This window comes from Adhaeribacter pallidiroseus (assembly GCF_003340495.1).
In the GTDB taxonomy this organism is placed as follows: Bacteria; Bacteroidota; Bacteroidia; order Cytophagales; family Hymenobacteraceae; genus Adhaeribacter; species Adhaeribacter pallidiroseus.
Genome location: NZ_QASA01000001.1, coordinates 798,556 through 812,967 on the forward strand (window position 1 = coordinate 798,556; position 14,412 = coordinate 812,967).

The following is a 14,412-nucleotide window of genomic DNA, read 5'->3' on the forward strand; positions in this document are numbered from 1 at the left end:
AAATGGTAAAAAAGTAACTTGTTGTATTTTTAAATTTACATGAATTTGTAAACCTATTCAGGGAAGGGATTAAAGAGCGTTTTTAAGTTTAGCCCGAAGTTGTTTTTGATCAGGAGTTTAGCTTTGAAACAATATCTTTGTTCAGGTAAATAAAGAGCAGGAAGCAAAAAATTAAGATTTAGAGTGAATTCTTTTTAATCATACGTGTTACTAGCTTTGTTTGCTCATGGTTAAAAGTTAAAGTATGCTGCTTTTATCTAAATACGAGGAAGTTGTTTTTCTATGCTGATTATCCCTGTCATTATTTAGAATCATAATCATTCTTATTTCAAATAGAATCGATTAATAAATAGTTTTGCATAATTTTTGTTATAAATAATATGCATTTTGTTATATATTTAAATAGAAAGTTCCTCTTACCCCAAAATCTCTAATTGGGCCTGCGGCTTAATGCCCGATAGTAATTTTTTAAATTTTTGCTTTTCTACAAACTAACTTAACCAATTTATTATGGAGAAAAAGTTTATCCCAGTATATCCATCTTTTGGGTTTTTATCTAGCAAGTGGTATTTCCTCTTTATTCTTAGTTTTATTCTCAGCCGGCAAACCTTGGCTGCTGATTATAGGGGAGCAACTACAAAAGCAACTTTTGCCGGCGAACAAGTAATTGGTTTTACTTTAATTAATGCCACTACAAAAGCTACTATCCGCACGATTGAGAATGGCAGTACCCTTAACCTGGCCACTTTGCCTACTCAAAACGTTAATATCCGGGCCAATACCAGTCCTTCGTTGGTGGGTAGTGTGGTTTTTGCTTTATCCGGAACGCAAAGCCGGAATCAAACGGAAACGAAAGCGCCTTACGATTTATTCGGCGATAATATAAACTGGACCCCAGCCGTCGGCAGCTATTCCTTGGTGGCCACTCCTTATTCAGCCGCTGCCGGGGGAGGTACCGCCGGAACGGCCTTAACCGTTAGTTTCAATGTAGTTAACAATCCGAATGCCGTAGACCAGGTAGCCAGCTTTACTTTAATTAATTCCGCTACAAAAGCTACCATTCAGGATATTTCGAATAACAGTACAATTAATCTGGCTAGCTTACCTACTAAAAACATTAACATCCGGGCCAATACCAGTCCTTCGTTGGTGGGCAGTGTGGTTTTTGCCTTAACCGGAACCCAGAGTCGTAATCAGACCGAGACCAGCGCGCCTTATGACTTATTCGGGGATAATTTAAACTGGACGCCTGCCGTAGGGGATTATACTTTAAAAGCTACTCCTTTTTCGGCTGCGAGCGGTGGCGGCACCGCCGGCAGTACTTTAACCATTAATTTTAAAGTGGTTAATAACGTAAATACGAATAATGCCGCGCCCGTAGCGAGTGCCGGCCCTGACAAACAAATTAATCTGCCGGTAAACGAAGTAACTTTAGATGGCTCGGCTACGGATGCCGACGGCACCATAACCAGTTATGCCTGGAAACAGGTAAGTGGGCCCAGTACAGCAACTTTTAATAGCGCTACCATTGCTTCTCCTACGGTAAGTAACTTGTATGCGGGTAAATATCTTTTTTACCTGGTAGTTAAAGATAATAATTACACCGCCAGCAAAACCGATTATGTAGCGGTAATTGTAAATCCGCAAGCAGTAGTACAGGTTAACTTTCAGGATCCCAGCACTGTGCCACCCAGTGGTTGGATCGCCGACTTTGGTCAGCCCTTTGGTCTTAAAACCGGTACTAATCAAGGTACCGGATTAAGTTATGGCTGGAGAAAAAGAGGCGACAACAGTTTATTAGACTTATCCAGTGGCGGTACCGCTGGGAATGGCCGCAACCGCGGCGTACCTTCGGATGTATTGCTGGCTACTTTGATGCACATGCAGGCCGATGATGTTACCGGAACTTTTAACGGCACCAAAACCGAAGGATACTGGGAGTTAGAGGTAGCTAAGGGTATTTACGAAGTTACCGTTTCGGCGGGCGATGCCGGTGTTTATGCTTTTCCGGAGAGCCACAGCTTAAACGTGGAAGGTTTAGAGGCTATTAATCATTTTGTGCCAACGGGTGCCGCTGGTGCCAATACCCGTTTTAAATCGGCTACCGTTAAAGTTACCGTTACCGATGGTTTCTTAACGATTGATGCCGATGGGGGCGTGAATACCAAAATTAATTCGGTAAAGATCGTACCGGTTACCAATGGTCCTTTTGTCTTTTGGTCGGCTAATGAGCAGGAAATAACCATTCAGAAAGGCAATACCGGTTCGAAATCGTTTTCGCTGGAACTCAGCAATTCCAACGAAACCGCTAATGTGCAATACACCCTTTCGGCAACTTACGGGCCGGGCGTTAATTCTTGGTTAACCTTTACGCCAACGCATGCAGGCACGGAACCCAATGTAACTTTTAATTATAGCGCTGCCGAGGACTTGCCAGTTGGTACTTATAATGCAGTTATTCAGGCAGCGGCCAACGGCTTTACTACCGGCAATGTTACGGTGCGGGTAGTGGTAGCAGCTCCCCGGCCGCACGTAATTTCTTCTACGCCGGCCGATAGTGCGGTAAATGTAAGCGTGAACACCTCCAGTATTGCCGCCAATAATTTATTTGTTCCCGAAGTAGAAGGGTATAAAGGCGGGGTAGATAATAGTACCATAACCAGCAATACCGTAAAACTTTTAAAAACCGTGAGCGGGGTTACTACCCAAATACAAGGAGTAGTACAAGGCACCGGTGGCGGCGATGCCATTAGTTTTTCGCCTACCTTTGCGCTGGAACCCAATACAACTTACCAGTTTCAGGTAACCGATGGAGTAAAATCTTTTAGTGGCGCTTCTTTTGTTCCGTACACGGCTACGTTTACCACCGGCGACGCCATTGAACCTGCGGAGCCAATCCGGGTACAATTTGCGCCCACTCCCATACCGGGTACTCAAAACAAAAAATATTCTACTTTAACCATTGGTCCGGACGATAGATTATATGCCTTAAGGTTAGACGGAACCATTGAACGGTTTACCATTAATCACAACGATGGCAGCTTAACGCTGCAATCCACTATTTTTACCTTAACCCAGGCCTATGGTAACCGTTCGGCAATTGGATTAGTATTTGATCCGGCTTCCACGGCCGCTAATTTAATGGCTTATGTTTCTCATTGCTCATCGGGCTTATCGGGGGCCCCCGAGTTTGATGGTAAAATTTCAAAATTAACGGGCGCCAACCTGGGCACCGAACAATTAATAGTAAAAAATTTACCCCGGTCGGCCAAAGATCATTTGGTAAACAGCCTGGTATTCGGCCCGGATGGGGCTTTGTACGTTTCGCAGGGCAGCAATAGTTCCATGGGTTCTTACGATGGCTCCTGGCAGCGCACCGAAAGCTTATTGTCCGGAGCGGTGTTGCGCCTCGATTTAGTTAAGCTTGGCAGTGCTATTCCCCTGGATGCCCGCACTACTGCCGACTTGAGTATAATTAATACGGCACCGGCTAATGATCCGAAAATGTCGGATGGTACATATAATCCTTATTCTAGCGCATCACCGCTTACCATTTATGCTTCGGGCGTACGCAATGCCTATGATTTAGTATGGCACAGCAACGGGCAATTATACGCGCCGGCAAATGGTTCGGCCGCCGGGGGTAATACCCCGGCTTCCATAGCGGGTACTCGCCGGCCCGATGGTAGCTTTTACAACGGACCCGCCGTGGCTGCAACCTCCGGCGTACAAGTGCAGAACGATTGGCTGTTCCGGATAAATCCGGCTTTGCCCGTAGGTTATTACGGTCATCCCAATCCGTTGCGGGGAGAGTACGTAGCTAACCGGGGTTATGCCGATAATGCCAAATATCCCACCGATATTGCCATGGATCCCAACTACCGGGGAGCGGCTTATAACTTTGAATTAAACCGGTCCCCTAATGGGGTTATTGAGTACAAGAGTAATGCGTTTAACGGCGCTTTAAAAGGTAAAATACTCGTGTGCCGGTTTAGTGGGGGTGGTGATATTGTTGTTCTACAACCTGGCTCCGTAGTAAAAGGTAGTGCCGATAGCGAGTATAATATTAAAAATGCCTATACCGGGGCCGGTACTACGGGTTTAATAGGTATGTCCGGATTTATAAATCCCTTGGATCTGGTGGAAGACACGCAGACCGGTAACCTGTACGTAATTGAATTTAATTGGAATAACAACCCCGACAGAACTTCTCAGATTACCTTGTTGAAAGTTAGCAGCATGGCCGAAGAAGAAGGTTTTGCTACCGCTTTCCCGGAAAAAATATCGGCCGTAGAAGTAGTGGGAGTTAAAAAAACGGCGGCGCTACGTACCGCCATTACCTCCAAGAGAGACAAGCCCGAAGTGCCTGATTTATCCCAGGTTACTGCCCACGCGGTAACTATTTCGAATACCGGCCGCGGCAATTTACGGATTAAAAGCTTAACTATTTCGGGCGAGAATGCCGGTGAGTTCCAGATGCTGGGGCAGCCAAATGCCAAACCGAATAAACCTATCCGGATTCGTAAAAATAGTTCGGTAACGTTTAACGTAGCTTTTTATCCCAGAACAAAAGGGGAAAAAAGAGCCATGCTAGAAGCCATTAGTACCAAAAGAAAACAAGGGCAAGTGGCAGAAGTAGAATTAAATGGACTTGGCATTGTTTACGAAGGCATTGATACTACCACTTCAACTGGAGATACCTTAAAGACGGCTGCCACTAAGGTGATCAGCAAGGCTAAGGATAAAGAACCCGGAATGAAAGTGTATCCGAATCCGAGTCCGGTAGGATCAAAAATTTATATTAATTTAACCGGCTACGCTAAAAAAGAATCGGTAACCTTGAGTTTGTACGACACTTTTGGGCAATTATACCAGGCCAAAACGGTAAATACCGATGCTCAAGGAAATACCATTGTGGAACTACCGGTTACAAAAGTTATGAAACCTGGTATCTACATCATGAAGGCCCATGCCGGCTCCGGGCAAAAAGAAACAAAGATTATCCTGGAGTAGGTTAGAAAATGATGTTAAAAGAGGCCCCATTTAGCGGGCCTCTTTTTTTTGTGGTGTCGGCTACTGATTTTTTTAAATTTTAGATGCGTTTACAAGAGGTAAAATTTTAAAAAAACGATAAGCTGCCATTTATCTGGGTAGGCCCGATAACCTGGATAGGTAATTCTGGTAAGTAACGCGCCGGAGCGAAGAACCCAAATTAGTTTAACTCCTAAAAGAACAAGCAAGTACTGTTTCGGGGTACTTGGCCCATAATATTTTAAAAAATTGGTTAGCTTGCTGCTTGAAGGTGGGAGTAGGGGTAAACCGTTCGGGGCAATAAAGCTGGTTATAGGCACAATTAGAGAATACGGTCCTTGTATTATAAACTTAAAGCATAGCAAAGCTAAAGTCTTCCACGCTTTTTGCTTTTGTTCCCTTTAAAGTGTTTGTTACCTTTAGCGTTGTTAAAGCATTTATTTTTTCATGAGAAAAAGTGTTCTTCTTTTTATTGCGGTTTTCTTTTGCCTGATGTACGCCCGGGCTCAGCAAGTAACCGCTCCGGCAACTGCTAATAAGCCGGACAATCTCCAACTTACATTCCCGAGTCAGCCAGGATGGAATCTGGTAAAAGAAGGCCAAACGCTACAATTTGATGTAAAGGCATTGGGCGGAACGGGTACGCGGGTTGTTTATGCGCTAACCCAGGGTAAGATTGAAGAAATGTCTTTTGACACGCTCGGCCATTTTGCCTGGACCCCTAGTTACGATTTTGTGGATCGTTTGGCTAAAGACAAAACCGTACAGTTGCTTTTTGAAGCGCGTAACGAAAAAGAGGAACGGGTAAAACAAGTAATAGACCTGAAAGTAGAACACGTAAACCGGCCGCCCGGCATTGGCGAGTTAAAGCCTTTTTACGTGCAGTACGACGTAAATAATACCTATACCATCGAATCATCGGCCATTAAAGATCCGGATAACGATCCGGTAATATTTGTACCCATCAGCAATAATATGCCGGAAGGAGCCAAATTATCAGAACAAGGCGAGTTTACCTGGAAACCGTCGAATACCCAATTTAACCGGTTGCGCACGAATCCCATTACCCTGGAGTTTTACGTAGAAGATCAACCCTCTAAGGCGCGGACCAAAGGCCAGTTCCGGATGGAAGTTACCCAGCAGGATTTACCGCCCAGTATTTTGGTAATTCCTTCGCAAAAAAGATTTCGGTTTAAAGAAGATGCGACCCTTAATGTAAAACTGCAACTAAACGACCCCAACGGAGAAGCCGATATTGCTACCTTTAGTTTTCGTTCGGAAAGCCCACTGGTACCCGCCAGTGCTTTAGTAAAAAACTCGCCTTCGCAATATGAGTTTATCTGGCGGCCCGGTTACGATTTTGTAAAAGATCCGCTCGATTCTATTTCGTTTAGCCTTACATTTTTTGCCATTGATAAATCGAATAAGCAACAGGAACGCACCATTACTTTTTCCATTTTAAACGCGGTAAACGAAGCCGAAAGCGATATGAAGCTCTATCAGGAATACCGTTCGTCGCTGGTAAGAACCTGGGATTTAATAGAACAACTTAAGGTGGCCGAGAATGATTTAAAACGCAAGTACAACAAAGCCCGGAAAGGAAAAAAAGCCCGCTCGCTCACCAGTGCTACCTTAGGCGCGGGTACCGGTATTTCGCCGTTAGTCATTGAAGTGCCCAATACCACCGAGAAAATTACTACCATTGGCGGTACTTTGGTAATGACTATTGGTACCCTGGAAGCCACCGAAGTAATTGGGCGCTCCACCAAAGACTTGGTAGAACGGCTCAACTACATCATGGAAAAACGCAACGAACTGCAAACCAAAGGCGATATTTTTGCCCGGAAATACGGCCTGCGATCGTCGCGGCGCCGGCCGGAGTTTATTAATGACCGGGACGAATTGGTAGCTTTATTGAGTCTGCGCGGGTTAGTAGCTTTAGAACTGGATTCGAGCTGGCAGAATAAAAACAAGCCCACCAACGATAACCTGGCCCGCACCTTTAAAGATTTTAACCCCGAAAATTAGATATTACGCTGTACAAAGCTTAACTACGCTTTATATTATTGGAAAGACTAATTTTTTAAATTTTAATGTACTCCTTAGTAAAAATTTAAAAAATTCAACCTTAATTGCTTTCACGCACGTATAGGCATCATTATGAAACTATTACGCACATTCTATATCCTCTTTACAGCGAAATAATGCCTCTCTTTCACCGGAAAGACGGAGGGTTATCCTTATTTGCCTTTATTCTCTTTCTGGGTATTCTCTTTTTTAAGGGTGGTCTGTTTATTTTTATTTTTTTCCGGAGATTGAAAGCGTGAGGCAGTGAACTAGTTTTATGGCTTGCCCGGTTTAATATTCTCCAGCAGCGTAAAAATTTAAAAATTCGCGGTTACCACCATCCTGTAAATGGAGCTTCTTGGCTCTGATTAAAATATTCTTTTATAACTGATTAACAACAAAATAGCGCTGTTTTTGGCCGGGTTTATTGTGTCCGAAGTTGCCGCGAGTTAAGGCGCTGACTACTCCATTTTTGGAAAAATGCGCCCACGCCAACCGCTTTAAGGGCTTTTTCGGACAATCCGCCGAAAAGTGTTGATGCTTCATCTTAATATGGAAAAGATAAAGAAATACTATGCCTGCTGGTTCCGGCTGAATCAAGCAGATAAATATCTTATTTGGATTGATAAAGAAAATCCGGAAATAGACGAACCAGAAGAGGTATTCGTAAATGAACAAGGCCGTATCCCGGTTTTTACTTCCGAAACAGAATTAGCCCGATACGCGGAACTAATAGGGGTAGAGATAGAAAATCAAGAGCCTGGTTTAATCAACTTTGATGCGGTAGAAGAATGGTTGCAAGAACCCAATAGCTACATCGACTGTCCTGAATGTTTGAATGCCTGGAATTTATTTATTGATGTAGCTTATCCCTTGAAGTTAACTTTTAATGGCGACAAACTTAACCGCTTGCGCAACCGCATTTATGACAAACTGTTCTGGGGAAATAATGATTTTGTGGGATGCCCTAATCTGGGACACCCGAGCGGTGATTATTATTTTCCGGAATGGAGCCCCGCGGAAGTAAGAAAATTAGTTAAAATATTAAAACAAGGTCTCAAGCTGTTCCGGAGATACACCGTGGAAGTGCAAGTTTCCGCCATTTTTACGGATTAATAAGCCGGCTTGGTAAATGGAAAAGTAAGCTGAATGATAAGTTAAACTAAGAAATAAAATTTTAAATTTTAAGTAAGATAAAACTTCTTTTATAGCTTTTAGTCTTTTTATTTCACGAACTACTAAAGGAAAGGTAAGTCTGGTTTGTTTTCAGGCTTGCCTTTTTTATTTTAACCAGCCCAAGAAGTTTAATATTATTATTTGCGTAAACTGTTCTTATTTTAACCACCGTATTGGCTTACTTGCGTTTGTTTTCACTTTTATTTGTCCCTATGAAAGAGTTATTTGCCCCGGAGCTTACCTTTAGAGTGAGTGGCCGATTGTGGATTGAGAGTGATCAGGATCGTTTTCTGGGGCCGGGCCGGATGGAGTTACTCGAAAAAATTCAGGAGTTTGGTTCTATTTCTAAAGCGGCGGCAGCTATGGGAATGTCGTACAAAAAAGCCTGGGATTTAGTAGCATCCATGAACCAACAAGCCCACTCGCCGATGGTAATTGCGCAAACCGGAGGTAAAAAAGGAGGCGGCGCCAGTGTAACCGAAATGGGCGAGCAAGCCATTACCCGATACAAAGCCTTACAAACCCGCTTTCGCGCCTTTCTGGACCAGGAAACGCAGGCACTTTAAAAGGAAAAAGTGTAAAAGAGCGCTAAGTATCAGCCTAACTGGCCTCGGCAGGATAAGTTTTATTGGCCATCAACTGTGGGAGCAGGTACAATGCCAGCTTTCCACCACCTGGATGCCTGAGTAAGTTTAAAAAATAAACTGCATAAATTTTTGGCAAAAGTAATTGGTAGTAATATGCTAACTCACGGGTATCAACAATTGAATACAGAACCCTCAATTAGTGCTAGTTACTACTTTCCTTTCGGGTTCGATGAACCATTGCGGTAACACTACAAGTAATGCTGTAAATAGCTGGTCGTATTTATTTTAATAATTTTTGCCACTCCGGATGGCGCCGGATATAAGCTGAAACCGCTGGGCACGAAGCAACAACTTTTAAGTTATGATCCTGGGCGTATTGCAAACCGGTTTTAATGAGTTCGTTCGCTACCCCTTGGTTACGCAAGTCTTCATCCACGTAGGTATGCGAAAAATCAATAACATCGTCCTGGGGCAGCGAATACGCCAGCTCGCCGCCGCTACCTTTGATATCTACCGTAAATTCCTGCTCGTCGGGGTTATGTTTTACCGAAATATTTTCCATGATGTTGCCTGATTGTAATAATGCCTTGTAAGTACCCGATTTCAAGTAAAAAGTTTTAGGTTTTTTTTAAAAATCCGGCTTTATTCCTCTGCCGGAAACCCAAATAAAGGTAAGTATTTCGGCGAATGTTGTTAGCGGATGATTACGGTTACGGGGTTAATTACTCCTGATTTTTTAACCTGCAAAGAACAATGATTTATTGATTAACCAGGAGTACTAAGAAAGGCAGCATGAGCAACAACGAAAGCCAGAACCACCGCATAATCTGGTTTTTGTGCTTGCGTGGTACCAGATTGCTTAACAACAGCATCGCCCCAATTACCACCGCCAGGTACAGTAAAATAAAATATACCACGCTCACCCAGCGGGGCACAATGGTAGGGTCTTTGGTATCCTGTGTAAACGGTTGATCAAACAAAAGGTACCGCAAACCCCCGTACAAGACCAACTCGAAGGCCGCAAAGTAAATAAGCTGCAAGAGGTTTTCCAGAAAAAATGAAAATAGCTTTTTCAAATAAATCGGGTTTGTCGCGAAGGTAAAGTATTTTAAGAATACAAATCACTGGCTTTTAGCACAAACTTTTATATTAAATCAAGTAAATATAATATATTGGTGAAGTAGTTCCGGTTATCGGTTATTTTTGGGCGGATAACCGGAACTTTCCTCTAAAATATAATGCCTAACTACCGGAACAGTTCCGTTTATCCGGTAGTTGGGTTTAATTTGAAATATATTATGGAATATCGGTAAATCTCACGTCTTAAATAAAAAGCTAAAGACGATGAAAAATTTCATTTATCTGTTCTTAATTCTCCTAAGTATATCTTCCTATAGTTGCTATGAACAGGAAGCAATAAAAGGAAAGGCCATTGAATTTGATAAAATTGATTTTACAAAAAATAATTACAAAGATAGCCTAGAGGACAACCTTTTAAACAATTTATATAAAAAATTCTCCGCTGATCACTCCTACTATTTTGTTTCAAAGCCTTATGCTGACCAACTCTATGATACTTTAGGGGTAACCACTATTTATAAAAAAAATGGGGAAAAGTTATGGGAAATAGGACGGTATTTTTCTAAATGGTCTACCTTTCTTAATAATAAAGGAGATGCCTTAACCTTTGTGAATGATTTTGCAGGAGATAGTCATTTTACAGAAGAAGAAACAGTAATACTATTTTATAAAAATGGTGCTTTGGTAAAAGACTATAAATTAAAAGATGTTTTTAAAGAGCCAACTGCTTATGGAACATGGGTGTATACTGTTGAAGGTGAGCCACAGGAAATAAATGGCGAAGAAATTGTTGATCCTGATTCAGTCCAAAGTATTATGGGGAAAAAGAATTTATTTACCCAAAATGAAATATTAAATATAATTACCTCAGAACGGCAAATAATTTCAATGAATTTAAATAATGGACAAATTAATAGAAGGATCAATGATGCCTATAATTATGTAAAGAATTATAAAATTAAATATGACTCACTTCAAATTATTGGCAGAAATGTAGCCTTTAATCAATTTGGCTTGCCTAAATTGACCAATGGCCAAGATTTCGAAATGGCTTTAGCTGAGTTTCTTGGTTTAACACTACTCTCAGGTGATGAAGTTATTACGGATCGACGAAAACTAGTTGGCTTTGAACTTCACTTATTAATCAATAAGGATGGTAAAGCTGAGATTATTTCTGTTGATGAAGAAAATGAAAAGATCAAATCCCAGATAAAGAAATTTGTTGAAAGAAATACTTTTTCTACTAATTATCATGATCCAGACATTGATAAAATGAAATTTTTCTCTATTATCCTAATGGAAAGAAATAAAACTAAACCCAACAACAGCTAAAAAGCATTAAAATGCATTTTAGCCCAACCGTTAGGCGTAATAAATATAAGTTTAGATTTTTATGAGGTTGATCTTTCTTAAGGGCTAAAGCATGCATTTCAAAAATATAAATTGGAAGGAATTTTTAATTGTACTACTAATATCTATTTTTTTGCCAGCTTCGATAATTGCTGGCCTTATATATAAAGCACAACACGCATCCATTAGAAATGGAAATGAGCTAGAAACCGCACTTATTGGTTTAATTGCTTCATTCTTTTTGACTCCTATAATTTTATTTATTTTTTATTTTTCCACTAAAGATTATAAGGATGAAAATGCTGATAATTCTGGGCCTAAAGGTTTTCTTTTTGCTGGTTTGTTTTGGGTTATTATAGATATAATAGTTTTAGGTACTTTTCAAGACATTTTATCTTCTCACAATTAATACTTCTATTATATAAAAGAATTAAGATAAATTAATTCGCCCAACCACACCTAAAAAACACTACGCGCTTTTTAGGTATTGTGTCAAAAGTCAAGTGTTTTTAAGAAATTTTAGGAAGCATACCACCCATCGGGTGTTGCTATCCTGTGCAGCAAGGGCTTAAGGTTCTTGCTGTTTTTTGTTTGGGCTGTGGAGTATAAAATTCATCTTTTTTATACAAGCTATACATGAGCAAAAGCAGTTTCCGCTGCACCGCTCCTAAAGCTACTATAGATTTGACCTTTTTTGGTTTGAGACGTTGGTAAAATACTTTTAAGGTTGGATTCACCCGTACTGCTGTCATAGAAGGCATGTGCAAGATGCTCCGGATGTGCTTGTTGCCTTTCTTGCTTATTTTGGTGCTGCCCCTAAAGTTGCCCGATTCTTTTAGCACCACATCATACCCGGCATAACAAGTTAGTTGTTTGGCCGAAGTAATTTCATTAAACCCACATGTCTCCCCTACCACTGTGGCAGCCGAAAGGAAAGATACGCCTGGAATGCTTTCCAGATAGTGCATCTTCTGAGCCAGTCTTTTATTTGAAGCTACCAGCTCCCGCCTTTCCTGCTCCACTTCCTCGAGTTGCTCCTCGAGTAGTTTTAACCGCCTGGCATAGCGTTTTATTTCTTTTTTATTGCTATAAGCCGCCGTTTCTACGGCATGCAGTCGGTTTTTCTCCACATTCTTTTCCTTGAGTAAAAAGGAGCGCTCCCGGCTTAAGGCTTTGAGCTGGCGCAAGGTCTTATTCGGAGGAGACCAGCTGGTAAGTTTGCGTTCATAACCCAGCATGGCCAGCATCCGGCTGTCTAAGGCATCAGTCTTAGAACGCTGATCCAGGCTCTGCGCATACCGTTTTACCCGACCCGACTGCATCACACTGATGGTATACCTTTTCTGATGCAGGTACATGGCCAACGCCTCATGGTAAACGCCAGTTGCTTCCATGACCACGACCAATTTCTCCTTTTGGATGCCTAGTTTGCATAACCACTCAGCTATTTTCTGGAATCCGGAAGAATCATTTGCTACATCAGCTATAGTGGTAAATTATTTTTCCAGATCTGGCTTTAAGGTACCTAAACAAAGGGAAAGAGAATCTTTAGCTACATCTAGGCCTAAGGCTTGTCTTAATACGTGTGCTTCCATAGGTTCATTGTTATTTAACCAGATCACTCTCTTCTTCGCCTTCGCTCGTTTTTAATTCGGTCTCTACAAATGGACCTAGGTACTGTTCAAGCTCTAAGAAAGTTAAATAGAAGGGTGGAAATTCTAAACAGCGACATCAGCAACTTGTGTCAAGCCAAGTACACCCTATCCCTTCTATCTGGTTTTTTATATCATTAATTTATCTATATTTAACCTACGTACAAAAGAAATCGCTAACATACGAGCTCAGTATGTTGGCGGTAAGAAGAATCAAGGAATTGTGAAATATAGCACAGACTCCCTTATAGCAGCTCCTAAAAAAGCTTTCTGAATAAAGAAGAGATTTTGAAGAGTGAGAAATGTATATATAAGTAGAACCTAAAACGAAATCTGTTAAACAGAAAAGCCTTCTAAGTATTTATCTTAAAAGGCTTTTCTGTTTATAAAAGTGCTCCCGAAGGGATTCGAACCCCTATCATTGGTACCGGAAACCAACATTCTATCCATTGAACTACGGAAGCAGGTGAATTGGTGGCACGAAATTAAAAAATATTCGCTAGGAACAAAAATGATTTTGCAATTAGCCGATTATTTACGAAAAAAACTTAACTGATTATACAGTGGCCATTAGCTTTACCACAATACCGTCGGAATCGGTAATTTGTACTGTGTTTTCAGCAACATGTTCAACCGCATAGCCGGCTTCCTGCAAGCGCGTAGTTAATTGGTTTAGCGTGGGTCTATCCGGTACCTGAATTTGAAAAGAAGCTAAGCCGGTTGCCTGCGGGTTTCGGGGCCGGGTTTCTCGGCTACGCCAGGTATTTAGGCCAATGTGATGATGATAGCCACCAGCTGCCACAAATAAAGCGCCCGGGTAAGATTCCTGCATCACGGTAAAACCCAGTAAATGGTGGTAAAAGCCGCGAGCTAGGTTTAACCGGCTAACTTGTAAATGAATGTGCCCAATCCGCGTGCCAGTTGGTAAGCCGGTCCAGGATTGATCGGGTACCGGCAACTCCCGCAATAAACTTTCCACATCTACCGGCTCCGTGGTCATTTGAACTTGTCCGTTTAAGATGGGCCAGGTAGTCCGGGGACGATCCGCGTAAATTTCAATACCATTCTGGTCCGGGTCAGCCAAGTAAATGGCCTCGCTCAACCGATGGTCGCCAAGACCTTGTAAGGGCCAATTGCTTTTCTGAAAGTGCTGCCACCAGCGGGCCAGCTCCAGCCGGCTGGGTAAGAGGTAAGCTACGTGAAACAAACCCGGCTGCTGCGCACTTTGTCGGGGTGCGGCTAAGTCTTGTTCCAGCACTAATAAAGCCGGCTCCTGACCAGTAGCGGAAAAACACACTGTATCAGCTTCTTGCCGGATTAGCTGCAACCCGATTACCTGTTCATAAAATAAGGTAAGTGCTGGTAGGCGATGGGTACGTAAAGTGACCTGGGCAATAGAAGTGCTATCCGGAAGTTCAAAAGAATCCATACGCGGCTACAGTTTACAAATAAATAAACCTTTAAAAGTA

At 42.0% G+C, this 14,412-nt stretch carries 11 protein-coding genes and 1 tRNA gene; 6 read left to right on the forward strand and 6 right to left on the reverse strand.

The annotated features are described in order from the left end of the window. Positions 1-510 precede the first annotated feature (510 nt). Together AHMF7616_RS02970 and AHMF7616_RS02980 are read left to right on the forward strand one after the other, a co-directional pair. Positions 511-5,013, forward strand: coding sequence for a PKD domain-containing protein (locus AHMF7616_RS02970; RefSeq protein WP_115371529.1), 4,503 nt, complete (start codon positions 511-513; stop codon positions 5,011-5,013). A 465-nt stretch (positions 5,014-5,478) separates the two neighbouring features. Beyond that, positions 5,479-7,059, forward strand: coding sequence for a hypothetical protein (locus tag AHMF7616_RS02980; protein WP_115371531.1), 1,581 nt, complete (start codon positions 5,479-5,481; stop codon positions 7,057-7,059). Positions 7,060-7,479: 420 nt separating this feature from the next. On the opposite strand, the gene AHMF7616_RS26295 is transcribed toward AHMF7616_RS02980, so the two are convergent. Beyond that, positions 7,480-7,644 carry a hypothetical protein gene (locus tag AHMF7616_RS26295; protein ID WP_158546083.1) on the reverse strand — a complete coding sequence of 55 codons (165 nt, stop codon included), beginning with the start codon at positions 7,642-7,644 and terminating at the stop codon, positions 7,480-7,482. 6 nt (positions 7,645-7,650) lie between these two features. Between AHMF7616_RS26295 and AHMF7616_RS02985 the strand changes: the two genes are divergently transcribed. After that, a complete protein-coding gene (locus AHMF7616_RS02985; protein ID WP_115371532.1) occupies positions 7,651-8,214 on the forward strand; it encodes a hypothetical protein in 564 nt (187 codons plus the stop codon). A gap of 272 nt (positions 8,215-8,486) precedes the next feature. After that, positions 8,487-8,840 (forward strand): winged helix-turn-helix domain-containing protein, encoded by a 354-nt coding sequence (locus AHMF7616_RS02990; RefSeq protein WP_115371533.1) that lies wholly within the window; start codon positions 8,487-8,489, stop codon positions 8,838-8,840. 301 nt (positions 8,841-9,141) lie between these two features. Here the strand turns inward: AHMF7616_RS02990 and AHMF7616_RS02995 are convergent, their stop codons facing one another. After that, positions 9,142-9,423, reverse strand: a complete 282-nt coding sequence (locus AHMF7616_RS02995) for a GNAT family N-acetyltransferase (protein WP_147275597.1) — start codon at positions 9,421-9,423, stop codon at positions 9,142-9,144. A 196-nt stretch (positions 9,424-9,619) separates the two neighbouring features. After that, positions 9,620-9,937, reverse strand: a complete 318-nt coding sequence (locus AHMF7616_RS03000; protein ID WP_115371535.1) for a hypothetical protein — start codon at positions 9,935-9,937, stop codon at positions 9,620-9,622. A 268-nt stretch (positions 9,938-10,205) separates the two neighbouring features. Between AHMF7616_RS03000 and AHMF7616_RS03005 the strand changes: the two genes are divergently transcribed. Together AHMF7616_RS03005 and AHMF7616_RS03010 are read left to right on the forward strand one after the other, a co-directional pair. After that, a complete protein-coding gene (locus tag AHMF7616_RS03005) occupies positions 10,206-11,273 on the forward strand; it encodes a hypothetical protein (protein ID WP_115371536.1) in 1,068 nt (355 codons plus the stop codon). A 91-nt stretch (positions 11,274-11,364) separates the two neighbouring features. After that, the gene (locus AHMF7616_RS03010; protein ID WP_115371537.1) at positions 11,365-11,700 is read left to right on the forward strand and encodes a hypothetical protein; all 336 of its coding nucleotides are present in this window, start codon (positions 11,365-11,367) and stop codon (positions 11,698-11,700) included. A 139-nt stretch (positions 11,701-11,839) separates the two neighbouring features. Here the strand turns inward: AHMF7616_RS03010 and AHMF7616_RS03015 are convergent, their stop codons facing one another. The 3 genes from AHMF7616_RS03015 to AHMF7616_RS03025 form a co-directional block, all read right to left on the reverse strand. Then, positions 11,840-12,778: an IS110 family transposase gene (locus AHMF7616_RS03015; protein ID WP_115371538.1), complete on the reverse strand. Its 939-nt coding sequence runs from the start codon at positions 12,776-12,778 to the stop codon at positions 11,840-11,842. Between the two features lie 557 nt (positions 12,779-13,335). Then, positions 13,336-13,407: transfer RNA gene (locus AHMF7616_RS03020), tRNA-Arg, on the reverse strand. Between the two features lie 92 nt (positions 13,408-13,499). Continuing rightward, positions 13,500-14,372 (reverse strand): VOC family protein, encoded by an 873-nt coding sequence (locus tag AHMF7616_RS03025; protein WP_115371539.1) that lies wholly within the window; start codon positions 14,370-14,372, stop codon positions 13,500-13,502. Between the last annotated feature and the right edge of the window lie 40 nt (positions 14,373-14,412).